This is a genomic window from Maribacter thermophilus, from assembly GCF_001020565.1.
Lineage (GTDB): Bacteria > Bacteroidota > Bacteroidia > Flavobacteriales > Flavobacteriaceae > Maribacter > Maribacter thermophilus.
Genome location: NZ_LDAS01000001.1, coordinates 3,973,806 through 3,997,561 on the forward strand (window position 1 = coordinate 3,973,806; position 23,756 = coordinate 3,997,561).

24 protein-coding genes and 1 tRNA gene are annotated in these 23,756 nt (G+C 39.6%); 17 read left to right on the forward strand and 8 right to left on the reverse strand.

The window, feature by feature from the left end:
* Both AB657_RS17205 and nadE read right to left on the reverse strand, forming a co-directional pair.
* On the reverse strand, window positions 1-630 hold the full coding sequence (locus AB657_RS17205; RefSeq protein WP_047247629.1) for a response regulator: 630 nt from the start codon (window positions 628-630) through the stop codon (window positions 1-3).
* 156 nt (window positions 631-786) lie between these two features.
* On the reverse strand, window positions 787-1,587 hold the full coding sequence (gene nadE, locus AB657_RS17210) for an NAD(+) synthase (RefSeq protein WP_047247630.1): 801 nt from the start codon (window positions 1,585-1,587) through the stop codon (window positions 787-789).
* Window positions 1,588-1,680: 93 nt separating this feature from the next.
* Here nadE and gldB point away from each other — a divergent pair, with 93 nt between their 5' ends.
* Both gldB and gldC read left to right on the forward strand, forming a co-directional pair.
* Entirely contained in the window at window positions 1,681-2,637 is a 957-nt protein-coding gene (gene gldB / locus AB657_RS17215; protein ID WP_047248066.1) for a gliding motility lipoprotein GldB, read from the forward strand.
* A complete protein-coding gene (gene gldC / locus AB657_RS17220; protein ID WP_047247631.1) occupies window positions 2,638-2,973 on the forward strand; it encodes a gliding motility protein GldC in 336 nt (111 codons plus the stop codon).
* 13 nt (window positions 2,974-2,986) lie between these two features.
* On the opposite strand, the gene yihA is transcribed toward gldC, so the two are convergent.
* On the reverse strand, window positions 2,987-3,613 hold the full coding sequence (gene yihA, locus AB657_RS17225) for a ribosome biogenesis GTP-binding protein YihA/YsxC (protein WP_047247632.1): 627 nt from the start codon (window positions 3,611-3,613) through the stop codon (window positions 2,987-2,989).
* 10 nt (window positions 3,614-3,623) lie between these two features.
* Entirely contained in the window at window positions 3,624-4,388 is a 765-nt protein-coding gene (locus AB657_RS17230; RefSeq protein WP_047247633.1) for an alpha/beta fold hydrolase, read from the reverse strand.
* Between the two features lie 260 nt (window positions 4,389-4,648).
* Between AB657_RS17230 and AB657_RS17235 the strand changes: the two genes are divergently transcribed.
* From AB657_RS17235 to AB657_RS17305, 15 genes are all read left to right on the forward strand, one after another.
* Window positions 4,649-5,122 (forward strand): division/cell wall cluster transcriptional repressor MraZ, encoded by a 474-nt coding sequence (locus AB657_RS17235; protein ID WP_052958746.1) that lies wholly within the window; start codon window positions 4,649-4,651, stop codon window positions 5,120-5,122.
* Window positions 5,112-6,005, forward strand: coding sequence for a 16S rRNA (cytosine(1402)-N(4))-methyltransferase RsmH (gene rsmH / locus AB657_RS17240; protein WP_047248068.1), 894 nt, complete (start codon window positions 5,112-5,114; stop codon window positions 6,003-6,005). Before AB657_RS17235 ends, rsmH begins: the two co-directional genes overlap by 11 nt.
* 6 nt (window positions 6,006-6,011) lie before the next feature.
* Entirely contained in the window at window positions 6,012-6,347 is a 336-nt protein-coding gene (locus AB657_RS17245; RefSeq protein ID WP_232304902.1) for an FtsL-like putative cell division protein, read from the forward strand.
* A 3-nt stretch (window positions 6,348-6,350) separates the two neighbouring features.
* On the forward strand, window positions 6,351-8,357 hold the full coding sequence (locus AB657_RS17250; protein ID WP_047247635.1) for a penicillin-binding protein: 2,007 nt from the start codon (window positions 6,351-6,353) through the stop codon (window positions 8,355-8,357).
* Window positions 8,354-9,817, forward strand: coding sequence for a UDP-N-acetylmuramoyl-L-alanyl-D-glutamate--2,6-diaminopimelate ligase (locus tag AB657_RS17255; RefSeq protein ID WP_047247636.1), 1,464 nt, complete (start codon window positions 8,354-8,356; stop codon window positions 9,815-9,817). Before AB657_RS17250 ends, AB657_RS17255 begins: the two co-directional genes overlap by 4 nt.
* Before the next feature lie 33 nt (window positions 9,818-9,850).
* A complete protein-coding gene (mraY, locus tag AB657_RS17260; protein ID WP_047247637.1) occupies window positions 9,851-11,071 on the forward strand; it encodes a phospho-N-acetylmuramoyl-pentapeptide-transferase in 1,221 nt (406 codons plus the stop codon).
* A complete protein-coding gene (gene murD, locus AB657_RS17265; RefSeq protein WP_047247638.1) occupies window positions 11,072-12,406 on the forward strand; it encodes a UDP-N-acetylmuramoyl-L-alanine--D-glutamate ligase in 1,335 nt (444 codons plus the stop codon).
* The gene (locus AB657_RS17270) at window positions 12,407-13,609 is read left to right on the forward strand and encodes an FtsW/RodA/SpoVE family cell cycle protein (protein WP_047247639.1); all 1,203 of its coding nucleotides are present in this window, start codon (window positions 12,407-12,409) and stop codon (window positions 13,607-13,609) included. It begins immediately after the preceding gene.
* Complete coding sequence (murG, locus tag AB657_RS17275; protein ID WP_047247640.1) at window positions 13,596-14,684, forward strand: undecaprenyldiphospho-muramoylpentapeptide beta-N-acetylglucosaminyltransferase; 1,089 nt, start codon at window positions 13,596-13,598, stop codon at window positions 14,682-14,684. Before AB657_RS17270 ends, murG begins: the two co-directional genes overlap by 14 nt.
* Before the next feature lie 5 nt (window positions 14,685-14,689).
* Complete coding sequence (murC, locus tag AB657_RS17280; RefSeq protein WP_047247641.1) at window positions 14,690-16,042, forward strand: UDP-N-acetylmuramate--L-alanine ligase; 1,353 nt, start codon at window positions 14,690-14,692, stop codon at window positions 16,040-16,042.
* 16 nt (window positions 16,043-16,058) lie between these two features.
* Window positions 16,059-16,751, forward strand: coding sequence for a cell division protein FtsQ/DivIB (locus AB657_RS17285; protein WP_316933226.1), 693 nt, complete (start codon window positions 16,059-16,061; stop codon window positions 16,749-16,751).
* Window positions 16,752-16,756: 5 nt separating this feature from the next.
* The gene (gene ftsA / locus AB657_RS17290; RefSeq protein WP_047247643.1) at window positions 16,757-18,094 is read left to right on the forward strand and encodes a cell division protein FtsA; all 1,338 of its coding nucleotides are present in this window, start codon (window positions 16,757-16,759) and stop codon (window positions 18,092-18,094) included.
* 42 nt (window positions 18,095-18,136) lie between these two features.
* Window positions 18,137-20,044: a cell division protein FtsZ gene (gene ftsZ / locus AB657_RS17295; RefSeq protein ID WP_047247644.1), complete on the forward strand. Its 1,908-nt coding sequence runs from the start codon at window positions 18,137-18,139 to the stop codon at window positions 20,042-20,044.
* Window positions 20,045-20,131: 87 nt separating this feature from the next.
* On the forward strand, window positions 20,132-20,581 hold the full coding sequence (locus tag AB657_RS17300; RefSeq protein WP_047248069.1) for a GatB/YqeY domain-containing protein: 450 nt from the start codon (window positions 20,132-20,134) through the stop codon (window positions 20,579-20,581).
* Between the two features lie 8 nt (window positions 20,582-20,589).
* A tRNA-Arg gene (locus AB657_RS17305) sits at window positions 20,590-20,663 on the forward strand.
* 72 nt (window positions 20,664-20,735) lie between these two features.
* Here the strand turns inward: AB657_RS17305 and AB657_RS18115 are convergent.
* From AB657_RS18115 to rpe, 4 genes are all read right to left on the reverse strand, one after another.
* A complete protein-coding gene (locus tag AB657_RS18115) occupies window positions 20,736-21,137 on the reverse strand; it encodes a hypothetical protein (RefSeq protein ID WP_047247645.1) in 402 nt (133 codons plus the stop codon).
* Window positions 21,138-21,379: 242 nt separating this feature from the next.
* Window positions 21,380-21,766 (reverse strand): hypothetical protein, encoded by a 387-nt coding sequence (locus tag AB657_RS17315; protein ID WP_157491803.1) that lies wholly within the window; start codon window positions 21,764-21,766, stop codon window positions 21,380-21,382.
* 322 nt (window positions 21,767-22,088) lie between these two features.
* Window positions 22,089-23,063, reverse strand: a complete 975-nt coding sequence (locus AB657_RS17320) for a YpdA family putative bacillithiol disulfide reductase (protein ID WP_047248070.1) — start codon at window positions 23,061-23,063, stop codon at window positions 22,089-22,091.
* On the reverse strand, window positions 23,063-23,713 hold the full coding sequence (gene rpe / locus AB657_RS17325) for a ribulose-phosphate 3-epimerase (RefSeq protein ID WP_047247647.1): 651 nt from the start codon (window positions 23,711-23,713) through the stop codon (window positions 23,063-23,065). The genes AB657_RS17320 and rpe overlap by 1 nt, the downstream gene beginning before the upstream one ends.
* Window positions 23,714-23,756: the final 43 nt, after the last annotated feature.

Consider the following 23,756-nt stretch of genomic DNA (forward strand, 5'->3'; position numbering starts at 1 on the left):
TTAATAAAGCTCCAGTGCCTTTGCCTGTTGTAGGAGGTCGACCATATTATCGACATTTAATTTTTTCATTAAACGTGCCTTGTAGGTACTTACCGTTTTTTCGTTTAGGTTAAGGCCTAAGGCCACTTCCTTATTTCTTTTTCCACTAGCAAGAAGTTTTAATACCTCTACCTCTCTTGTAGATAGTTTTCTAAAGAATCTTCTTGGCTTTTTGGTGCCTTCGTCAAAAGCAAGTCTTTGCGCCAATTCATTGGTAATGAACATACTGCCCTCGCTTACTTTGGTAACGGCTGATATGATATAATCTACGTCCGATGATTTTGAAAGGTAGCCAAATGCACCTGCCCTTATGGCGCTTAATGCGTAAACATCCTCAGATTGCCCACTATACATTAGTACCTTTACATCTGGATACTCTTTTTTGATTTTTCTTAGAGCGGCTATTCCGTTCATTTCAGGAATATCCATTTCTAACATTACAACATCGGGGGTTATCTTTTCCAGTTTTTTAAATAGCTCTTCGGTGGTGGATACGTCATCTACCAGCTCAAAACCTGTTGCGGATTCTAACACATTTCTAACACCCATTCGAATGATAGGATGGTTGTCCGCAATTAAAACTTTTATCATTATATGTTGATTTTCAAGATATTTAGGTCTACAATACTGTAGAAAAAACGTACATGCAATGTAGGACTAAATAATCTAAATTAGAAGTCAAAGATGTATTTTTTTTTCTAAAAAGCGTTAAAATTACAGTGTTTATTCGATTTAGTTACCTGATTGTTAGTTGAGTGGTTGTTTTAACGTTTCGGGAACTATACAAACCGGTATAGGATTCATTTTGTGTTGGTTCATTGAATTAAATCTTGTGAATATCTCAAATACCTCTTTGTCTCTTCCTGTAAAATCATCTGTTGTTTTTCCTTGATCTTTCATCGCCATAGCCCATTCCAGTTCTGGGTAAGTGGCCCCAATCTGATCTTCGTCGGTTCTGTCATCTCCCCAAAGACCGTCGGTAGGCGGGGCTTTGATGATTTCTTCGTTGACCCCCAGTTTTCTCGCGATTTCGTAGACTTCCGTTTTTAGTAAATCCGCAATTGGGCTAAGATCTACACCGCCATCTCCGTATTTTGTGTAAAAACCAACGCCGAAATCTTCTACCTTGTTGCCCGTACCCGCAACCAAATAACGGTTTAGGGCCGCAAAATAATATAAAGAGGTCATACGCAACCTGGCTCTGGTGTTCGCCAATGACATAAACCTTTCTTCTTCGTTCTCTACTGTAGGAAAAGAATTTACCAAACTGTCGAACACAGGTGTAAGGTTCACTGGTTGGCGTTTAACGTTCGAAAAGTTCATTTGCAGCCAATCTATATGCCGAGATGCACGGTCCGATTGGTTTTCCGATTGGTGAATGGGCATTTCTAAACAAAGAAGGTCTAGGCCCGTTTTTGCGCAAAGGGTAGAAGTGACCGCTGAATCGATGCCGCCGGACACACCTATTACGAAACCTTTTTGTTTTGCATTAACAGCATAGTCCTTTAACCATCCTACAATATGGTCGATTACTTTTTCCGTTTGCATACAAGTGTCAAATTATTTGTTTAAATCAATTAACTTTGCCCTAAAAATAAGTTGTCCTTATTTAAAAATAAAATGAATTCGGAAATACTTGGTATGAGAAAACCCATTTTTATTGTTTTATCAGTTTTAGTGATTTTTATTGGATGTAAAGACAGCGATAAAGTTGCTGAAGAGGTGTCTAAAATTCCTTTGGAATTGAAAATTTCACGATTTGACAGGGAATTTGCAGAAGCAAATGAAGATGGACTGCCTGCATTAAGAAAAAAGTACCCATATCTTTTTCCTGCTCCTGACAGTGTTTGGATCGCAAAAATGAACGATTCCCTTCAAATAGAGCTGTTTCAAGAAGTAGGTAAGACCTTTAATAGTTTTGAAGATGAGGAGGAAGCGCTAGAAATGTTGTTTAAGTACATTAAATACTACTTTCCAGAGCAAAAAACCCCGAAAATTATAACGGTCACCAATGATGTAGACTACGATAATAGAATTATTCTTACCGATACTTTGTTGTTTATTGGATTGGACAATTATTTGGGGCCGGAACATAAATATTATGGTGGAATTCAACGATATATAGCCAAATTATTGGATCGTAAATATATGGTGAGCGATGTAGTGAGTGCATTTGCGAAAAAGGTGGTTCCACGACCTCGCGATAGAACATTTTTGGCAAGAATGATTTACTTTGGCAAAGAACTATATATAAAAGATCGTTTAATGCCCAATGCGCCCGATAATATTAAAATTGGGTATTCCGACGATGAGATGAATTGGGCCATTGCCAACGAAGAGCCCATTTGGAGAAATTTTATTGAGCAAGAGCATTTGTACAGTACCAATAGCAAACTGAACCAACGGTTTTTAGATCCGGCGCCATTTTCTAAGTTCGGACTGGAGCTGGATAACGAGTCTCCAGGTTGGTTGGGAAGATATATCGGATGGCAAATTGTAAGGGCCTTCATGGAAAATAACGAAGTAAGCCTTAAACAGATGTTGACAATGTCGGAGGAAGAATTATTTAAAAAATCTAATTATAAACCAAGAAGCTAAATGGCAGATCTGCATAATTCGGAAATAACCCTTAGGGTAAGTTTAGATGAGAATCGCGTACCGGAAAAACTTTCATGGTCCGCGCAAGATGGTGGTATTGATAATGAAGAGGCAAAAGCCATGCTGCTTTCTGTTTGGGATAGTAAAAATCAAGAATCGTTGAAAATCGATTTATGGACAAAGGATATGCCCGTCGATGAGATGAAAACTTTTTTTCATCAAACGTTGGTCTCAATGTCCGATACGTTCATGAGGGCCACACAAGATGAAAAGATGACGGCTACCATGAAAGATTTCTGCGATTATTTTGCGGAGAAGTTGGAGCTGAAAAAATAGACTTTTTAGGGGCTTAAACAATGTTGTTTTTATTGGCCTCGAAGTATTCGGTGTTAATTGCTTCTATGTATTGTAGTACTTCTTCTCTTCCTATCTTTTTGCTAGAAGATGTTACAAAGTGCTGGGGGGCTTCTTCCCAGATATCTTCCAATAAATGGTTTAGGTAGTTTTCTACTTGTCTTTTTATGGCTTGGGGCTTAAGCTTGTCTGCCTTTGTGAAAATAATGGCAAACGGAATTCCGTTTTCTCCCATCCATTGCATAAACTCCATGTCTATTGGTTGGGGGGTGTGCCGGATATCTACAAGTACAAAAGAGCATACGAGTTGTTGTCTCTCTAGAAAATAGTTGGTAATGTATTTTTGAAAAGTCTTTTTGTCCTTTTTGGAGACTTTGGCGTAACCATAGCCTGGCAAATCTACCAGAAACCAATTGTCGTTGATCTTAAAATGGTTTATAAGCTGGGTTTTTCCGGGTCTGCCAGACGTTTTTGCCAAACTTTTACGTTCTGTCAGCATATTGATCAATGAAGACTTGCCTACATTGGATCTGCCAATAAATGCATATTCGGGAATGGGTTCATTGGGACATTTGGACACATCCGAGTTGCTCATTACAAAGTCTGCGGACTTGATCTTCATGCCGATTAATTTAGAAATTACGTTGGTTTAACCATTTGCTTAAAATGGTATTAAATTCATCGGGGTGTTCCATCATCGGGGCATGCCCACATTTCTTGATCCAAAAAAGGTCAGAGTCCGGTAATAATTCATGAAATAACTCGGCAACGTCCGGTGGTGTAACGGTATCGTTTTCTCCCCAAATAATGCAGGTGGGGGTGTTCATTGTGGGTAAATCTGTGCTCATGTTGTGGCGAATGGCGCTTTTTGCGATCGCCAATGTTTTTACGAGTTTTATCCTATCGTTCACCGTAGCGTAAACTTCGTCCACAATTTCTTTGGTGGCAACCTCCGGGTCGTAAAAAACATCTTGTGCTTTTTTCTTTATGAACTCATAGTCTCCACGTTTGGGGTAACCGTCTCCCATGGCGCTTTCATATAGTCCCGAACTACCTGTAATCACAAGGGCCTTCACCATTTCGGGGTATAGTTTTGTGTGCAATAACCCAATATGCCCACCTAGTGAATTGCCTAAAAGAATAACATCTTTCAGTCCTTTGTGTTCAATGAATTTTTTAAGGTATTTAGCAAAATTTTTGACATTTGTCTTAAGTAGGGGCATGTCGTAGATCGGAAGTTCCGGAATCAAAACTTTATAGCCGTTTTTTGGAAAATAGTCCGAGACTCCTTGAAAATTACTAAGACCGCCCATTAAGCCATGCAGGATAATAATTGGAGTGCCCTCTCCTTTTTCAATATACTTGAATTTCCCGTCTTTAATTATTTCTTCCTCCATTTAATAGGGTACTGATATTTGAGCAAATATAGGCAATTCGATATAATAGGAGCATATCCATGCTGTTTCTTAAGGGCTCATTTTACTTTTTTTTAACGGGACTTTTTATGAAAACCATTACCGTGATTTTTCATGTTTGTAGATGTGGTTGGGGTCAAAAAGTGGTAAAAAATCATTATTTTATTAACAAAGTGGTGTTTTGTGGTAAAATGTGGTAATAATATTTATATATTTGAGTTGTATAAGAAAGACCATCGATTTTGGAGATCTATTTTTCAGGTGTTTACAACTGTAAGGCAGATGCCAAGGGCAGGGTAATGTTACCCGTATCCCTTCGCAATCAGATGGCGCCTATGCTCAATAATGGCTTTTTTATAAAAAAGTCTTATTACGACGAATGTTTGGAGCTGTATCCAAAGCATGAGTGGGAAGCAGAGGTGAAAAAGCTCAATGAACGATTGGGGGATAGTAGAAAGGACAGGGCTTTTAAAAGGAAGTTTACATCTGGGCTAAGACATGTGGAGATAGATGCTACGGGAAGGTTGTTGATTCCGAAGGATATCATCGGATTGGTGGGGATAAAAAAAGAGGTTACTCTTTCGCCTATGGATAGACATTTGGAGATTTGGGACAAGGCAACTTATGAAGGTGATGTGGAATCGTCTCCGGAGGAAAGAGAGCAGTTGGCATATGAGGTGAAATATGCGGAAAAACCGGATGAAGATGTATCATAATCCAGTTTTGTTGCAAGAGTCGGTCGCGGGGCTGGCGATTAAAGAGGACGGTGTATATGTGGATGTGACTTTTGGGGGAGGAGGGCATTCTCGGGAGATATTGAAAAATTTAGGGTCTCGGGGAAAATTGTTCGCCTTTGATCAAGATGAAGATGCACAGGTGAATCGTATCGATGACGAAAGGTTTGTTTTGATTGGGGAGAATTTTAGGTATATCACCCAATTTTTAAAGTTCTATGGCATTCGAAAGGTAGATGGTATTTTGGCCGATTTTGGAGTTTCGTCGCATCAGTTCGATGAGGCTGAAAGGGGTTTTTCCACTCGTTTTGATGCTGGGTTGGATATGCGAATGAGTAAAAGAAATCAATTGTCGGCCTATGATGTGGTGAATACGTATGCCTATGATGATTTGAGAAGGGTGCTTTTTAACTATGGGGATTTGAGGAATGCGAACGCTATGGCGAATGCTATTGTGTCGGCCAGGGAAGAAGGGGGGATTAAAACGACCGAAGAATTAAAATCGGTTTTGAAAAAGTTTTTGCCCGAACATAAAAAACATAAAATATTGGCTCAGGTCTATCAGGCGATCCGAATCGAGGTGAATCAAGAGATAGAGGTCATAAAGGAGTTTCTGGAGCAGGTTCCGGGTCTGTTGGAAAAGGGTGGTAGGCTTAGTGTAATAAGTTATCACTCGCTAGAGGATAGGTTGGTCAAAAGGTTTATAAGGGCGGGCAGGTTTGAAGGCGAACCAGAGAAGGATTTTTACGGTAATGTAAATGTTCCCTTAAAAAAAGTGGGGGCGTTGATCGTTCCGTCCAAAGAAGAAATTGCGGGCAACAATAGGGCACGAAGTGCTAAGTTAAGAATTGCGCAAAGGTTATAAGTAATTATGATGAAGGTTAAAAAGGGAATACTGGATATTCTAAAGGGCAAATTTTTAGTGGATGGCGATTCATTAAAAAATTGGCGATTTATCATTTTTACATCGCTTTTGGCCGCCATCATGATCAGTAGTTCGCATAGTGCCGATAAAAAGGTTCATAAGATTGCGGCATTGAACGAGGAGGTGAAGGAATTGAAGAGTGAGTTTGTAGATGTCCGTTCAGATCTGCAGCAACTAAAGTTGGAGTCGACCATAACGGCAACGGTCGAGGAGAAAGGGCTTTATCCTTCCGAGACACCGCCAAAAAAAATAAAAGTAAAATCTCAAACAGCTTCTAAGTAATATATGCCAGCAACAGAAAAAAGCATATTGTCAAGATTGTACATTGTGGCAGGGGGGCTAGTGCTCTTTGCGGGGGCTGTGCTGTTTAAGTTAGTGTCTATCCAGATAGTGGAGGGCGACAAGTATATCGCGCTGGCAGAAACCAGGACTACCAAGATGTTTACCATAGCGCCCAATCGTGGAAACCTGTATTCTGATGATGGTAGTTTATTGGCAACATCAGTATCAAAATACAATATACACTTTGATGCCGTCACGGTGAGTGAAAAGGATTTTAAAGAGAATGTAAAGCCGTTGTCGGACGCTTTGGGGAAACTTTTTGGTAAAGAATCATCGTACTATCAGCAAAAGCTTAGAAAGGCTCGGGAACATAAAAACAGGTATGCGCTTATTGCCAGAAACCTTGATTATTCCGATTACATGGCGGTTAAAGAATTTCCTCTTTTTAATAAAGGTCCTTTTAAAGGAGGTATTGTTGTAGAGCAAAAAACAAAAAGAGAACATCCGTTAGGTAAAATAGCCGAGCGTAGTGTTGGTTATGAGCGTGTAGATGAAAACGGTTACCGCACCAGGGTAGGAATGGAAGGTGCATTTAGTGAGTATTTAAGTGGGGTAGAGGGAAAACGTCTAAAACAAAAAATAGCTAAGAACCAATGGAAACCTATCGGTTACGATAACATTGTAGAGCCAAAAGATGGTTACGACGTGTATTCTACCATAGATATTAACATTCAAGATATTGCGCACCATGCTTTGTTGAAACAGTTGGAACAATATAAGGCAGATCATGGTACGGTTATCGTAATGGAGACCAAATCGGGTGAGGTAAAGGCTATTTCTAATTTAGGGCGCACCTCGGAGGGTAAATATTATGAGCGCTTAAACTATGCCATTGGGGAATCGCACGAGCCTGGTTCTACTTTTAAATTGGTGAATTTGGTCGCAGCCCTAGAAGATAAGGTGGTAGATACCAGTACCGTTGTGGATACCGAAAAAGGTAGATGGAAAATCTATAACCATTATGTGCGCGATTCTAAATATGGCGGATATGGCAAAATATCGGTAGCCAAGGCTTTTGAGGTTTCTTCCAATACCGCTTTTGCAAAAATTATTCATAACGGCTACAAAGAAAATCCTGAGAAATATGTCAACCGCCTAATGAGCATGAACGTGCATAAGAAACTGGGCCTTCCTATAAAAGGTGAGGGAGAGCCCGTTTTAAGATATCCTGGAGATAAGGGGTGGTCGGGTCTTTCCTTAGCTCAAATGGCATATGGTTATGAGGTTTCCATGACGCCTTTGCAAACGTTGACCTTTTATAATGCCATCGCAAATAATGGTGAAATGGTGAAGCCAAGGCTTATAAAAGAAGTGAAGGAATGGGATAAGACCGTTAAAAAGTTTGAAAAAGAAGTTATCAATCCTGCAATCTGCTCTCAGGAAACCGTTAAAAAGGTTCAACAGATTTTAAAGAATGTAATCGAAAAAGAACATGCTACAGGGCATGGTATGTATTCAAAAAACTTTTCGATGGCTGGTAAAACGGGTACTACGCAAACAAATTACACTTCTAAAGACCGTAGTAAATATGAATATATTTCTTCGTTTGCAGGGTATTTTCCAGCGGATAACCCTAAATATTCATGTATAGTGGTAATCCATAGGCCAGATAAGAGTGTCGGTATTTATGGTGCGGATGTGGCAGGTCCTGTGTTTAAGACCGTAGCCCAGAAAATATATGCTACTTCGCCGTTGACCGACGAGGTAGATGTAAAGGATATTTTAATCGCAAGTGCTGAAGATTCGTATCAAGATTACTATAACAAGGTACAGAAAAAATATAATGAGGTTCCTAATGTAAAGGGTATGAGCGGTATGGATGCCGTTGCCATTCTAGAAAATCTAGGAATAGAGGTAGAGGTAAAGGGAAACGGAAGGGTAAAACGCCAGTCTATTTCTAAAGGAACTGATATTAAAAAAGTAAAAAAAATTGTCTTGGAGCTAATATGAAACAACTGAAGGACATATTGTATGGGGTGCGTATTACGGCAGTTAGTGGAGCTACCGCATGTGATATAGCTTCGGTATGTTTCGATTCTCGCAAGGTAAAACCCGGAGATGCCTTTGTTGCCATAAAGGGAACTTTGACAGATGGCCATCAATATATAGATACTGTAGTTGAGGCAGGGGCGAGAGCTGTAATTTGTGAACAGCTTCCAAAAATTTTGGCGGAGGATGTTACCTACGTAGAGGTAGAAAACAGCCATCAAGCCTTGGCTCTTATGGCCTCCAACTATTACGATACACCTTCTAAAAATTTAAAATTGGTCGGGGTTACCGGTACCAATGGCAAGACTACTGTTTCCAGTTTGTTATATCAGCTATTTAAAAAAGCCGGTTATAAGGTTGGGTTATTGTCCACCATAAAAATAATGGTAGACGACGAAGAGTTCGGAACAAGGCATACTACCCCCGATGCTTTGGTGATAAACAAATATTTGAGTTTAATGAACAAAGCGGGCGTAGAGTTTTGTTTTATGGAGGTGAGTTCTCATGGTATACATCAAAAAAGAACAGAGGGTCTTGTTTTTGCCGGCGCCATTTTTACCAATCTCTCGCATGATCATTTAGATTATCATAAGAGTTTTGCCGAGTATAGGGACACTAAAAAAATTCTTTTTGATAATCTTTCGAAACATGCCTTTGCATTGACCAATATCGATGATAAGAACGGTTTGGTGATGTTGCAGAATACCAAGGCAAAAAAATATACTTACGCCCTTAAGAACTATGCTGATTACAGGGCTCAGATATTGGAAAATCAGTTCGATGGGCAATTGTTGAAAATAGATGACAATGAACTGTGGAGCAAATTGATAGGGCATTTCAATGCCTATAATATGTTATCTATATATGCTGCGGCAGATTTGTTGGGACTCGAAAAATTTGAGATTCTTCGTTTGCTCAGTGAACTGGAGAATGTAGATGGAAGATTTCAGTATTACGTGTCAAAGAATAGAATTACGGCTATAGTTGATTATGCCCATACGCCGGATGCTTTAAAAAATGTGCTTGAGACAATCAACATGTTGAGAACTGGAAATGAAAACGTCATCACCGTTGTGGGGTGTGGTGGCGACAGAGACAGAACTAAGCGTCCGGTAATGGGTAATATCGCTTCTGAAATGAGCAATAAGGCCATTTTTACTTCCGATAATCCTAGGACAGAAAAGCCCGATGCGATTATCGCCGAAATGGAAAAAGGCGTAGAGCCACAAAATGTAAAGAAAGTACTGTCTATCGAGAATAGGGAGCAGGCCATAAAAACGGCATGTCAATTGGCGGATGTGAATGATATTATACTCATTGCCGGCAAAGGGCACGAAACCTATCAAGAGACCAATGGCGAGCGTATTCATTTCGATGATTTTGAAATTGTAAAAGAATTGTTGGTAACGCTTGAAAAATAAGGACCATTTAATAATTGAGATAAGAAAGACTATATGTTGACCTACCTGTTCGAATATTTAGAAAAAGAATACCAAGTACCTGGGGCAAGTTTGTTCCAGTTTAGTACTTTCCGTGCAGGTATGGCCATTTTGTTGTCGTTGATTATAGCAACGACCTATGGAAAAAGGATCATACTCTATCTTCAGAAAAAGCAGGTGGGCGAGACCATCCGCGACTTGGGGCTCGATGGCCAAAAGCAAAAAGCGGGTACTCCTACCATGGGGGGTATTATCATTATAATGGCCACACTGATCCCTGTATTGTTGTTTGCCCGTTTAGAGAATATATATATCATTTTGTTGATCTTCACCATGTTGTGGATGGGTGTTATCGGCTTTGTGGATGATTATATAAAGGTTTTTAAAAAAAATAAGGAAGGCCTTAAAGGTAGGTTTAAGGTGATAGGCCAGGTGGTATTGGGGCTATTGGTAGGCGCGGTATTATATTTTCATCCAGAGGTGACTATGCGCGACCACGATAAGTCCATAATCACCGAGCAGTTTACAGTGCAAGAGGTACGGGGAATGGAAATTAAATCAACTATGACTACAGTGCCCTTCTTTAAAAATAATGAGTTCGATTATGGTAGTTTGATCGGATGGGCAGGGGAAGGTGCCAAAGAGTATGCATGGTTGGTGTTTATACCGATAATCATTTTAATAGTTACCGCTGTATCCAACGGAGCCAATCTTACCGATGGTATTGATGGTTTGGCGTCTGGGACCTCTGCGATCATAGTATTTACACTGGGGGTTTTTGCCTTGGTATCGGGTAATGTTATTTTTTCCGATTATCTCGATATTATGTACATACCAAGGGTAGGAGAGCTATTGATATTTATAACGGCCTTTGTGGGTGCGCTCGTAGGCTTTTTGTGGTATAACACATTTCCTGCCCAGGTTTTTATGGGCGATACGGGGAGCTTAACAATTGGAGGGGTAATAGCCGTCATTGCTATTATCGTTAGAAAAGAATTATTGATTCCCTTGTTGTGTGGTATTTTTTTCGCAGAGTCATTGTCCGTAATGCTACAGGTGGGGTATTTTAAGTATACCAAGAAAAAGTTTGGAGAGGGAAAACGTATTTTTTTGATGTCGCCCTTACATCATCATTATCAAAAGAAAGGGTATCATGAAAGTAAGATCGTAACTCGTTTTTGGATTGTAGGTATTATGTTGGCGATTGTTACGATAGTGACATTAAAAGTAAGATAGATGGCTTTTTTAGTGGTGCTAGGCGGTGGTGAAAGTGGTGTGGGTACGGCCATTTTAGGATTAAAGAAGGGGTACGAGGTTTTTGTATCCGATAAGGGGAAAATAAAGAAGAAATATAAAGACGTTCTTGAACATTTTGGAATTGATTGGGAAGAGTCTAACCATTCGGAGGAAAAGATCCTGAAGGCCGATGTGGTTATGAAAAGCCCTGGAATACCAGACTCCGTTCCGTTGGTAAAACAATTGGTGGCCAATGGGGTTCCGGTGATATCTGAAATAGAGTTTGCCTCTAAATATACCGATGCGAAAATTATTGGAATTACCGGAAGTAATGGTAAAACCACTACCACCATGTTAACCTACCACATTTTAAAAAGTGCTGGGTTAAATGTTGGTATGGCAGGTAATATTGGCGATAGCTACGCCAGGATGGTGGCCGATGAGGAGTATGATTATTACGTGCTGGAGATAAGCAGTTTTCAGCTAGATGGTATAAGGGATTTTAAACCGCATATTGCCATTGTAACCAATATAACACCGGATCATTTGGATAGATATGATTATAAGTTCGAAAATTATATCGCTTCCAAATTCTTGATAGCAAAGAATCAGACTCCAGAGGATTATTTTATATATGATGCCGATGATGAAGTGTTGGTGGACTGGCTAAAGAAGCACCCGATCAAATCTAAACTATTGCCTTTTTCACTGAACAAAAATTTGGGAGAAGGCGCTTTTATAGAAAACAAGGAAATTAATATTAGAATACAAGAAGATATAATGAAAATGACGACAGACACATTAGCACTTGAGGGGCAACACAATTTGAAAAATACTATGGCATCTGCAACGGTAGCTAAGTTGGTTAGTATAAGAAAGCAGACCATAAGAGAGTGTATTTCAAATTTTCAGGGCGCTCCGCATCGTTTGGAAAAGGTATTGAAAATTCACCATGTTCAGTACATCAACGATTCTAAGGCAACTAATGTTAATGCAACTTATTATGCGCTCGATAGTGTAAAGACACCTGTTGTGTGGATTGTTGGCGGAGTGGACAAGGGGAATGAGTATAAGGAGTTGATGCCTTTGGTGAGGGAAAAGGTAAAGGCTATTATTTGTCTCGGAACCAATAATGAAAAGATTAAGGAGACCTTCGGCAATGTAGTAGATCTGCTGGTAGAAACCTATGCGATGGAAGAGGCCGTAAAAGTATCATACAAAGTTGCAGAGAGGGGTGATACCGTATTGTTATCGCCTGCTTGTGCCAGCTTTGACCTTTTTGAGAATTATGAGGATCGCGGCAATCAGTTCAAAAACTATGTAAAGAATTTATAAGTGGTAAAATTTTTTCAAAATATTAAAGGGGATAAAGCCATTTGGGCCATAGCGGCACTGTTGGCTTTGTTTTCGTTTTTACCAGTGTATAGCGCCAGTAGCAACCTGGTCTATGTAGTTGGTAACGGAACTACCGTTGGGCATTTGGTAAAACATGCCTTGCTGTTGTTTTTAGGTTTTGGAATTATTTATGCAGTACACAAAATACCGACCCATTTTTTTAAGGGGCTTTCCTTGATTGCGCTGCCAATAGTTGTGGTCTTGTTGATCTTTGTTTTGGCGCAAGGTTCCTCTAGCGGCGGAACAAATGCAAGTAGGTGGATTCGTATTCCGTTCGTTGGTTTTGGTTTTCAGCCGTCTAATTTAGCCGCTGTAGTATTAATGATCTATGTAGCCAGGTATCTGTCAAAAATCAGGGATGTCAAGGTTACTTTTAAAGAAAGTGTATTGCCTTTGTGGTTGCCTGTTTTTTTGGTGGTATTGTTGATTTTGCCGGCCAACTTCTCAACGGCAGGTATTCTATTTTCAATGGTATTGGTACTTTGTTTTTTAGGCGGATATCCAGTTAAATATTTATTGGGAATCGTAGGTACTGGGTTATTGTGCCTAACCTTGTTCATACTTACCGCGAAAGCGGCCCCAGGTTTGTTTCCCAATAGGGTAGATACATGGATGAGCCGTATAGACAGCTTTACGAATCCTGAAGATACAGAGGCAAATTATCAGATAGAAAGAGCTAAAATTGCGATTGCTACCGGTGGAATAATGGGAAAAGGAGCAGGTAAAAGTGTTCAAAAGAATTTTTTACCACAGAGCTCATCCGATTTTATATATGCCATTATTGTAGAAGAATATGGGTTGATAGGGGGAGTTGCGCTTATGTTTTTCTATTTGTTCTTGTTGTTCAGGATATTGGTAGTGGCAAATGGGGCGACCACTATATTCAGCAAGTTGTTGGTTCTGGGCGTTGGTTTGCCGATTGTTTTTCAGGCATTGATAAATATGGCGGTGGCCGTAGAACTTTTTCCTGTTACGGGGCAAAACCTACCGTTGATCAGTAGTGGGGGTACCTCTAGCTGGATGACATGTTTGGCCATTGGTATCATACTGAGTGCAAGCAATAAAAGTCTGGTCCAAGATAATGGAGGAAAGTACGATATAGATGAAAGTAACCCTTTAGAAGTGTTAAGTGGGCAATTATAAATTTATCATTTCTGGGGGCGGTACGGGTGGTCATATATACCCGGCAATAGCCATCGCAAACGAACTAAAGAGAAGGTTTCCCGAGGCCGAGTTTTTATTTGTGGGGGCGAAGGATCGGATGGAAATGGAGAAAGTGCCGCAGGCAGGGTATGAGATTGAAGGATTATGGATTACGGGGATACAAAGGAAACTGACCCTTAAAAATTTAATGTTTCCGATAAAATTGATAAGTAGTTTGGTAAAAGCAGGCAAAATAGTATCAAGGTTTAAGCCCGATGTCGTAGTCGGTACAGGTGGTTTTGCCAGTGGGCCTTTGCTGAAGGTCGCTTCTGGCAGGGGTATACCTTGCGTATTACAGGAGCAGAACTCTTTTGCTGGAATTACGAATAAATTGCTAAAAGATAAGGTTGCTAAAATTTGTGTCGCCTACGATGGTATGGAAAGGTTTTTTCCAGAAGATAAGATTGTAAAAACGGGGAATCCTGTTCGGGCAGATTTGGTAAGTCTAAAAGAAGATAAGGAAGAGGCGTTGGGTTTCTTTGGTCTAAGTTCAGAAAAGACTACTCTTTTGGTATTGGGCGGTAGTCTGGGCTCTAAGAGAATTAATGAACTTATAGCTAAAGAACTAGAATTTTTTGGCAATTTGAATTTACAGATAATCTGGCAGTGTGGTAAGGGTTACATAGAGATGTACGAAATGTGTAATTCAGAATTTGTTAAAGTACATGCTTTTCTTAACGATATGGCAAAGGCATATACGGCAGCGGATATTATTATTTCAAGGTCTGGTGCCAGTGCGGTTTCAGAATTATGCTTGGTAGGCAAACCTACCATATTTATTCCTTCGCCGTGGGTAGCGGAAGACCATCAGACAATGAATGCCATGGCCTTGGTAAAAGAAGAGGCGGCTATTATGATCAAAGAACAGGATTTGGAACAAAGCTTCGAAACACAGTTTGTGCACTTGTTGGGGTCAAAGGAAGAACAAAACAAAATGTCTCGGAATATAAAGGCATTGGCGTTGCCAAATGCGACTCTGGATATATGTGATGAAATAGAAAAATTATTGGCTTAAAAGAAATGGAAATAAAGGATATACATAAGGTTTACTTCATTGGTATCGGAGGTATCGGTATGTCCGCTTTGGCCCGTTATTTTAAGTTTATAGGAAAAGAGGTAGCGGGTTACGACAAGACAAAAACACCATTGACCAATGAACTTTCAGATGCAGGAATTTCGGTTCATTATGTAGATGATCTGTCATTGGTGCCAACAGGGTTTTTAAACAAGGATCATACCTTGGTAGTATATACGCCGGCCGTGCCAACATCGCATAGCGAATATCAATATTTTGCGCAGCAAGGTTTCGATATAAAAAAGCGATCAGAGGTTTTGGGGCTTATTACCAAAGACTCTTTTTGTTTTGCTGTTGCAGGTACACATGGTAAAACAACTACATCTAGTATTTTGGCCCATTTGCTAAAAGAGACCGGAACTCCTCTGACCGCCTTTTTAGGTGGAATTTCGGAAGATTTCAATAGTAATTTCTTGTTGGAAGGAACCGATTTCTCTGTAGTTGAGGCAGATGAGTTCGATAGGTCGTTTTTAAGACTGTCGCCGAACGTGGCATGTGTTACTTCGATGGATGCTGATCATTTAGATATTTATGGTGATGCAGAAGAGCTTAGAAAATCCTTTATAGACTTTACCAACCGATTAAAACCGGGCGGTAAGTTGTTTGTTAGAAATGGTTTGCCTTTGGAAGGTATTACCTACGGTATAGAAGATGGTTCGGATTATTGCATCCGAAATATAAAAGTAGAACATGGTACCTACATATTCGATTTGGGAACTCCTGACCAAGATTTTTACGGAGTTAAGTTCAACAAACCCGGTAGACATAATCTGTTAAACGGTTTGGTTGCTTTTGCTATGGCGATACAAGCAGGTTCCCCACCGTATCGCCTAGTTGAAGCTTTGTCTTCTTTTAAAGGGGTGCAACGAAGGTTTTCGTATCGGATAAAAAATGAGCAGTTTGTTTTTATAGATGACTATGCCCATCACCCTACAGAGATAGATGCGGTATTTGAGGCGATAGAGGAGATGCATCCAAATAAAAAGGTGCTGGCAATTTTTCAACCACATCTTTTTACCAGAACAAGAGACTTTGGTGATGATTTTGCCAAGAGTCTATCTAGGTTCAAAAACGTGGTGTTGTTGGATATTTATCCTGCAAGGGAAGAACCGATAGATGGAATAAACTCTGAATGGTTGTTGGAGAAAATGACCAATGTCAATAAAAAAATACTAAAAAAAGAAGAACTGATCTCAGAAATAAAATCACAGGACCCAGAGGTGCTGGTAGCCATGGGGGCCGGGGATATAGGATTGGAAGTAACGAAAATTAAAAATCTGTTGGATTATGCGCATTAGTTTTAACGCTTTAAAAATGTTTGCGCTAGTATTGGTTATACTGGGGCTCTATGCTTTTTCTAACCATAGAAACGGCAAAAAAAATGTAACCAAAACAAAGGTAGAATTCGTCGGTGATCAAAATTTGTATATCACTGAGGGAGCGGTTAATAAATTGTTAATACAAAATTACGGACGCCTAGAAAATGTGCCCAAAGAAAAATTAGTTTTGAATACTATAGAAAAGGCTATTGAAGCCAATGAAATGGTGAAGAGTGCACAAGTCTATCTTACTGTAGATGGTGAGCTTACGTCAAAAATTGTTCAGCGTAAACCGATCGGGCGCATTGAAGGGGATTCGAAATTCTATCTGGATGACGAAGGAAAACGCATGCCGTTTTCATCTAATTATTCAGCTAGGGTTCCTATTATCACGGGAAATATAACCGGTGAGAGCCTAGAGGATGTGTATCGGATATTGGAATTTATAAATAAGGACGATTTTTTACGAAAAAACATAATTGGTATCCATGTGACGACGGAGAGCGATTACCAATTAAAATTTAGGCTGAACCAATTTGTAGTAAAATTAGGGGATATTGATAATCTTGAAGCAAAGTTCAGCAACTTTAAGGCATTTTATGCTAAAGCTAACAAGGATAAAACCTTGGAAGATTTTGCAATAGTAAGTTTAGAATTCAATAACCAGGTAGTGTGCACTAAAATATAATAAGAATGGAACAAGCTAATTATTCAGTCGGTCTAGACATAGGAACAACCAAAATCGTTGCCATAATCGGTAAGAAAAACGAATATGGAAAGATTGAAATCTTGGGTATTGGTAAATCTAAGAGTCTGGGGGTACATAGAGGCGTTGTCAACAACATAACGCAAACCATAAAATCCATTCAACAGGCCGTAGAGCAAGCAGAGGTTAATTCTGGGCTAAAAATAGGTTCTGTAGTTGTTGGTATAGCAGGCCAGCATATAAGAAGTTTGCAGCATAGTGATTATATCACCAGAAAAGATTCTGAAGAGGTTATCAATGAAGACGACCTTGATCTGTTGTGCAACCAAGTGTATAAATTGATCATGCTGCCAGGGGAAGAGATCATACACGTATTGCCACAAGAGTACAAAGTGGACGGCCAAGCCGAGATAAAACAGCCTATAGGTATGTACGGAGGTCGCCTAGAGGCGAATTTTCATGTAGTGGTGGGGCAGGTTACATCTATTAAGAATGTTGGCAGGTGTATAAAAAGTGCCGGCTTGGATCTAGGTAATATAACTTTAGAGCCATTGGCTTCATCCGATGCCGTATTGAGCAGTGAAGAAAAAGAGGCGGGTGTAGCCCTTATAGATATAGGTGGTGGTACTACCGACCTTGCCATTTTTAAAGACGGTATAATTAGACATACCGCTGTAATTCCTTTTGGGGGCGGGGTCATAACCGAAGACATAAAAGAAGGCTGCTCTATAATAGAAAAGCAGGCAGAAACACTTAAAATAAGATTTGGTTCGGCTTGGCCTGGAGAGAACAAAGACAATGAAATTGTTTCCATTCCGGGTTTAAGAGGAAGGGAGCCTAAAGAAATTACACTAAAAAACCTTTCAAAAATCATACATGCAAGGGTAGTGGAAATTATAGAGCAGGTGTATGTGGAGATTAAGAACTATGGCCACGATGAGCAGAAAAAGAAACTTATCGCAGGTATTGTATTAACAGGTGGGGGAAGCCAGCTAAAGCACCTTAAGCAATTGGTGGAATATATTACGGGTATGGACACCCGTATTGGGTACCCTAATGAGCATTTGGCAGGTGATTCTGAAGAAGAAGTGGCAAGTCCGTTGTACGCGACGGCCGTAGGACTTTTAATGAACGCCGTTAACAATCAAGAAAAGAAAAGTAATAAAAATATTGTAGAAGAGGAGAAGGCCACTACTGAAGAGGAACCGGTGTTGGCAGGTCATGAAGACAAAAACACACCAGAGGTAGAAGTGAAAAAGCCAAGACCAACAATATTTGACAAGTGGTCAGAGAAATTAAGGGTTTTTTTAGAAAACGCAGAGTAAATCACAAAGAACAAGCATATAATAACCAGTAATTAAAATAATATGAGTAAGAACAACGAATTTGATAGTATCTCTTTTGATCTTCCAAAAAATCAAAGCAACGTTATAAAGGTCATCGGAGTTGGAGGTGGTGGTAGCAATGCCATTAACCACATGTTCCAGGCGGGTATTAACGGAGTGGATTTTGTTATCTGTAACACAGATGCCCAGGCATTGGACAATAGTCCCGTACCTAACAAAATTCAATTAGGGGTTTCTTTAACTGAAGGATTGGGGGCTGGTGCCAACCCTGAAGTAGGTGAACAGGCTGCGATGGAGAGTATGGAAGACATCAAAAGCATGTTGGACAGTACTACAAAGATGATATTTATTACCGCCGGAATGGGTGGGGGAACAGGTACTGGTGCTGCTCCCGTGATTGCCAAGTTTGCAAAAGAGATGGATGTTCTTACCGTCGGTATTGTTACTATGCCTTTTCAATTTGAAGGAAAAATGCGTTGTGATCAAGCGCAAAAAGGAATTGAAAAGCTACGTAAAAATGTTGATTCTTTGATCGTGATCAATAACAATAAACTTAGGGAGGTCTACGGAAACCTAGGTTTTAAAGCTGGTTTTTCAAAGGCAGATGAAGTATTGGCAACAGCGGCAAGAGGTATAGCAGAGGTAATAACACATCACTATACTCAAAACATTGACTTGCGAGATGCCAAAACCGTACTATCTAACAGTGGAACGGCGATCATGGGGTCTGCCGTAGCATCTGGTTCCGCCAGGGCCAATGAGGCCATTATGAAAGCATTGGATTCTCCATTGTTGAACGATAATAAGATAAAAGGAGCCAAAAACGTATTGTTGTTGATCGTTTCAGGAGCTCAAGAGATTACCATAGATGAAATAGGGGAGATCAACGACCATATTCAGATAGAGGCTGGTTATGGGGCCAATATTATTATGGGTGTTGGTGAAGACGAATCTTTAGGAGAAGCCATCGCCGTAACGGTAATTGCAACGGGTTTTAACGTTGAGCAACAAGATGACATCGTAAATACCGAGACAAAAAAAATTATTCATACTCTTGAAGATGGTCAAAAGGCAGAAAAAGAGTTGTTGTCCAATAAAAGAACAGTACATAATTTAGAAGTAGAAGAAGAAGAGGAAAAAGACGAGCCCGTTGCCAAATATCAGTTTTTAGAAGAGGATGATTTTGATTTGATACCTACCACAAACTACATAAGAAACTTTAATGTTTTTTACGATGAAGTGGTAGCGAAGAACGTTTCTGAAGATGAATTTGTGATTTTGGAATCTTCGGCCAAAATCAAGAACATGAATGTGGTAGAGCCAGAGGAAGTTAGGGTAAAGCAAGAAGAAGATCAGTTTGCCATGAGCTTTGAACTGCCTTTGGAAGAGGAGGAAAAAGAAAATGTAATAACCTTTAATTTAGATGAGGAGGTTAAAGAATTGGAGGTTAAGGACAGTGTAGAGATTATTCCGGTGCTAGAGTACAACAAGAAGGGGGAAACACGCTACAGCTTGGACGATTATATGGAGTTGGAGAACAAATTGACGGGAGCCAAGTCAAAAGCAGAGGAGTTTGATCCAAAAATAGTGGAAGACGAATTGGTTTTTGAGAAAAAGACCCTGCCAGAAGACAAGCCCGTTCAAAAAGAGAACACCCCAGTTGACCCGATGGAAACTCCGATAGAAGAACTTTTAAGGGAAAGGGCCGACGAACGTAGAAGAAAATTGAAAGACTTCAACTATAAGTTTAAAAATAGCTTAAGTAATATAGATGAGATTGAAAAGGAACCTGCCTATAGAAGACAGGGTGTGGATTTAAATGATTATCAGAGAGAATCAAAAATCTCAAGAACCAGCTTGAGCGATGATAGTAACGACGAGATTCAACTACGCTCAAACAATTCTTTTCTGCACGACAATGTAGATTAAAACAAACTTTTAAGATAGTTTTAAACCCGAAAACAAATTATGTTTTCGGGTTTATTTTTTATCTTCGCAGTCCAAATTTAAATGGCCATGAGTTTACAGACAAAGGTAATGGAGCAAATGAAAGTTGCTATGAAGGCTAAAGATACCGTAGCTTTGGAATCTTTACGTGCTATTAAATCGGCACTTTTATTGGCGAGTACTAGTGGAGCTGGTTCAGAAATAAGTGAAGAGGAAGAAATTAAGCTGGTACAGAAATTGGTGAAACAACGAAAGGATAGTGCGGCAATATTCATAGAACAGGGCAGACAAGATTTGGCCGATCCCGAGTTGGCACAGGTAGCGGTGATAGAACAGTTTTTGCCAGAGCAGTTAACAGAAGAGGAAGTGGAGAAGGTAGTGGTGCAGACAATTGATAGTATAGGTGCTTCCGGTATGAAAGATATGGGCAAGGTAATGGGGATAGTTTCAAAAGAATTGGCCGGACAGGCAGATGGAAAGATGATATCCTCAATAGTAAAACAAAAATTGAATTCGTAATAAATTTTGGCTCCGTGGCGCAACTGAATAGCGCATCAGATTTCGGCTCTGAGGGTTGGGGGTTTGAATCCCTCCGGGGTCACTAAGTAAATAAAACCACGCTTTTAGCGTGGTTTTATTGTTTATTCGTGTTTAGTATAACAAGGCCCTATAGTTAAGGCCTTTTTATATTTAAGATTGTTCCTGAATTTTTCATGCTTTTTATTTCCTCTTTACTAAATCCATAAATCTCTTGCCGGTAGTTTTTTTCTTTGTCGATATTGTATAACCGCGATTGCTTGGGCATTTCGTAGTAATTAAGGGCCATATACAAGCTGTCACGGGTTATTCGCTTTAACACCATGGTAGAATAATACCCAGAGTCCAATCGGTATTCGTAAATATCCCCAACAGCGGGTGTTTTTAGATAGCTTGTAGTATTTTTTTTAGATATACTGCTTGTATATCCAGTAAGACCTATTAGTAGAATAAAGATGATGGTACCTGAAAATTGCCAGAAAGAGCCCTTGACCTGATCCTTGGTGTTCTTAAATTTGGTTTTAAGGCCAATAGGCATTTGTTTGGGAGATAAGGTTTGCTGGCAATGGCTACAATAAGAACGGCCGGTTTTTCGCAATGGAAATATCGGTATCCAAAAAATGTGAACATGTCTGCGATAATATGAAAAGAAGATCGTGTCTTCTTTATTACAATGATTACAAACTTCGTTGCTGACTTGTATGGTTTCTAAATTTGCTGATCCCGTGCCAAAAATAATCATGGTTATACTATTGAGGGTGATACTTTTTTAGAGTCCTTTTATTTTCTACTTGCAATAAATGTGGTGTTGTCCGCAAAATAGTTTTTTACAACATCCCTTATGTGAGCTTCTTGCAAAGTGGAATTGGCAATTTTGTATTCTGGCTCAATCAAATTTTTCGCAGGAAAACTTTCACAATGAATTTCGTTTCCTTCTGGATCGGTAACCTTAAAAATGGCAGTTCCCCTTAAAATTGATTTTCCGGTAATTATAAGTGAGACATTGTCATTTTTTTGAGGTCTTGAAAATGGTTTCTTTGTGGCATTCTCCAATAAAATATTGGTCTTTAATGTAGATACCTGTAAATGTGTTTTCGAAGGCAATGTACTGTTGTTGCATGAGATACAAGTTGTAATGATGGCTGCAATGATGATTCTTAGTTTCATGGTAATTAGTTGTTTTTGTTCCATACAAAGGTCTTGCAATAACAGAAGGTGGTGTACCCCATGAATTGTGATTTTAGTCTCCCTGTTTTCAGGGGTACGATGTTTTTAAGGTGTAAAGGAGGTGGTGCAAAAGACACTATTCTCCCCTTTATGTTGTGTGTAAAGGGTGTTAACGGAGTGGTCCACTTGCTAGCAATAGCAGACTATGGGTAAGGTAGGTACAAAGGTATTATTACGAAGTAATAGGTAAGAAAATTAAAATTTGGGCAAATGTGTTTAACCGTCCTTTTAATTGCGCTATTAGTTTAAGCGCTTGCGATAGTTAGTTTTTAGCCTTTTTTTTAAGAATGTTTGCAACAATCATTTTTGCGTGTATCCTAGAGTTCTCTATAAACCATTTATGGGTTTCCATTCCTCCGCAGATAACACCGGCGAGATACAAATTTTTGATGTTCGTTTCCATGGTTTCCTGATCATACTCGGGTAATCTTTTAGAGTCATCGGAAATATTGATGCCCAATTTTTCCAAAAAATTGAAATTTGGTTTGTATCCCGTTAGCGCCAATACAAAATCATTGGGAATACTAATTGTATTTCCTTCTGTGTTTATTTCGATAGATTCCGGGTAAATTGCCTTTACGGTACTGTTGAAGTACGCTTTAATACTTCCTTCTTCAATTCTATTGATGATATCTGGCCTTACCCAATATTTAACACGTTGTCCTATTTCCGGGCCACGAACCACTAAAGTGACCTCTGCCCCTTTTCGCCAACATTCCAATGCCGCATCTATGGCGCTGTTACTTGCGCCGACCACCACTACTTTTTGTCCGGCGTAATAATGAGGGTTGTTATAATAGTGGGAAACTTTCTCTAAGTCTTCTCCTGGAACATTCAAGGTGTTCGGAATGTCATAGAAACCGGTGGCCACAATAACGTTGGTGCCCACGTATTCTTTTTTATTGGTAATTACGACAAAAGAATCAGGTTGTTTTTCTACATTGGTTACCTTTTCGAACAAATGAATGTTCAGTTTGTTCGAAGTAACTATTCTTCTGTAGTATTCCAAGGCTTCATCGCGTTTGGGTTTTGCCTCCTTGCTAATAAATGGAATTTCGTCTATCTCCAGTCGTTCTGAAGAAGAAAAGAACTGCATATTCGCTGGGTAATTAAAAAGGGAATTCACAATAGGTCCCTTTTCTAAAATTATATAAGAAAGCCCTTTTTTTTGAGCTTCAAGGCCACAGGCAATACCTATTGGGCCACCTCCAATAATGACTACATCAAATTTCTCCATCATCCTTTCAATTCTGAAATAGTACGTACCGGATCTTGGCTTTTAAAAACAAAACTACCGGCAACAAGAACATCGGCACCAGCTTCTACTAAATCTTTTGCATTTTTATTTGTAACACCACCATCGATTTCTATCAATGTTTTGGCTTTATTTCTAAGAATCAATTCTTTAAGGGCCTTTATTTTATTGAAAGTGTTCTCAATAAAGGTCTGACCTCCAAAACCAGGGTTGACACTCATGATTAGTACCATGTCTATATCTTGTATGGTATCTTCCAATAAATTGACATTGGTGTGCGGGTTTAGGGCCACCCCTGCTTTCATTCCATGTGCCTTTATGGCCTGTATGGTTCTGTGTAAATGAGTGCAGGCCTCGTAATGCACCGTTAGTGTTGCTGCCCCAAGTTTTGCAAAGGTTTCAATATATCGGTCGGGGTCTACGATCATTAAATGTACGTCCAACGGTTTGGTCGCATATTTTTGAATAGCTTTTACAACCGGCATGCCGTACGAAATATTGGGAACAAAAACACCGTCCATTACATCTATATGGTGCCAGTCTGCCTCACTTGCATTCACCATTTCAACATCTCGTTGCAAATTGCCAAAATCGGCGGCCAATAGTGAAGGAGCTATAAGGGGGTGTTTCATTTTATTTGAATTAAATTCCAGTACAAAAATAAGTATTTGAATT

What these genes read in the sequence shown, in the direction of transcription:
- yihA (WP_047247632.1), bottom strand. Translation starts at nt 3,613, where the DNA reads ATGAAGATCAAGTCCGCAGACTTTGTAATGAGCAACTCGGATGTGTCC.
- rpe (WP_047247647.1), bottom strand. Translation starts at nt 23,713, where the DNA reads ATGAAACACCCCCTTATAGCTCCTTCACTATTGGCCGCCGATTTTGGC.
- AB657_RS17315 (WP_157491803.1), bottom strand. Translation starts at nt 21,766, where the DNA reads ATGAAACTAAGAATCATCATTGCAGCCATCATTACAACTTGTATCTCA.
- AB657_RS17245 (WP_232304902.1), top strand. Translation starts at nt 6,012, where the DNA reads ATGATGAAGGTTAAAAAGGGAATACTGGATATTCTAAAGGGCAAATTT.
- AB657_RS17255 (WP_047247636.1), top strand. Translation starts at nt 8,354, where the DNA reads ATGAAACAACTGAAGGACATATTGTATGGGGTGCGTATTACGGCAGTT.
- AB657_RS17250 (WP_047247635.1), top strand. Translation starts at nt 6,351, where the DNA reads ATGCCAGCAACAGAAAAAAGCATATTGTCAAGATTGTACATTGTGGCA.
- AB657_RS17230 (WP_047247633.1), bottom strand. Translation starts at nt 4,388, where the DNA reads ATGGAGGAAGAAATAATTAAAGACGGGAAATTCAAGTATATTGAAAAA.
- ftsZ (WP_047247644.1), top strand. Translation starts at nt 18,137, where the DNA reads ATGAGTAAGAACAACGAATTTGATAGTATCTCTTTTGATCTTCCAAAA.
- gldC (WP_047247631.1), top strand. Translation starts at nt 2,638, where the DNA reads ATGGCAGATCTGCATAATTCGGAAATAACCCTTAGGGTAAGTTTAGAT.
- AB657_RS18115 (WP_047247645.1), bottom strand. Translation starts at nt 21,137, where the DNA reads ATGCCTATTGGCCTTAAAACCAAATTTAAGAACACCAAGGATCAGGTC.
- murC (WP_047247641.1), top strand. Translation starts at nt 14,690, where the DNA reads ATGGAAATAAAGGATATACATAAGGTTTACTTCATTGGTATCGGAGGT.
- murD (WP_047247638.1), top strand. Translation starts at nt 11,072, where the DNA reads ATGGCTTTTTTAGTGGTGCTAGGCGGTGGTGAAAGTGGTGTGGGTACG.
- AB657_RS17320 (WP_047248070.1), bottom strand. Translation starts at nt 23,063, where the DNA reads ATGGAGAAATTTGATGTAGTCATTATTGGAGGTGGCCCAATAGGTATT.
- gldB (WP_047248066.1), top strand. Translation starts at nt 1,681, where the DNA reads ATGAGAAAACCCATTTTTATTGTTTTATCAGTTTTAGTGATTTTTATT.
- AB657_RS17205 (WP_047247629.1), bottom strand. Translation starts at nt 630, where the DNA reads ATGATAAAAGTTTTAATTGCGGACAACCATCCTATCATTCGAATGGGT.
- AB657_RS17300 (WP_047248069.1), top strand. Translation starts at nt 20,132, where the DNA reads ATGAGTTTACAGACAAAGGTAATGGAGCAAATGAAAGTTGCTATGAAG.
- nadE (WP_047247630.1), bottom strand. Translation starts at nt 1,587, where the DNA reads ATGCAAACGGAAAAAGTAATCGACCATATTGTAGGATGGTTAAAGGAC.
- mraY (WP_047247637.1), top strand. Translation starts at nt 9,851, where the DNA reads ATGTTGACCTACCTGTTCGAATATTTAGAAAAAGAATACCAAGTACCT.
- ftsA (WP_047247643.1), top strand. Translation starts at nt 16,757, where the DNA reads ATGGAACAAGCTAATTATTCAGTCGGTCTAGACATAGGAACAACCAAA.
- rsmH (WP_047248068.1), top strand. Translation starts at nt 5,112, where the DNA reads ATGTATCATAATCCAGTTTTGTTGCAAGAGTCGGTCGCGGGGCTGGCG.
- AB657_RS17285 (WP_316933226.1), top strand. Translation starts at nt 16,059, where the DNA reads ATGTTTGCGCTAGTATTGGTTATACTGGGGCTCTATGCTTTTTCTAAC.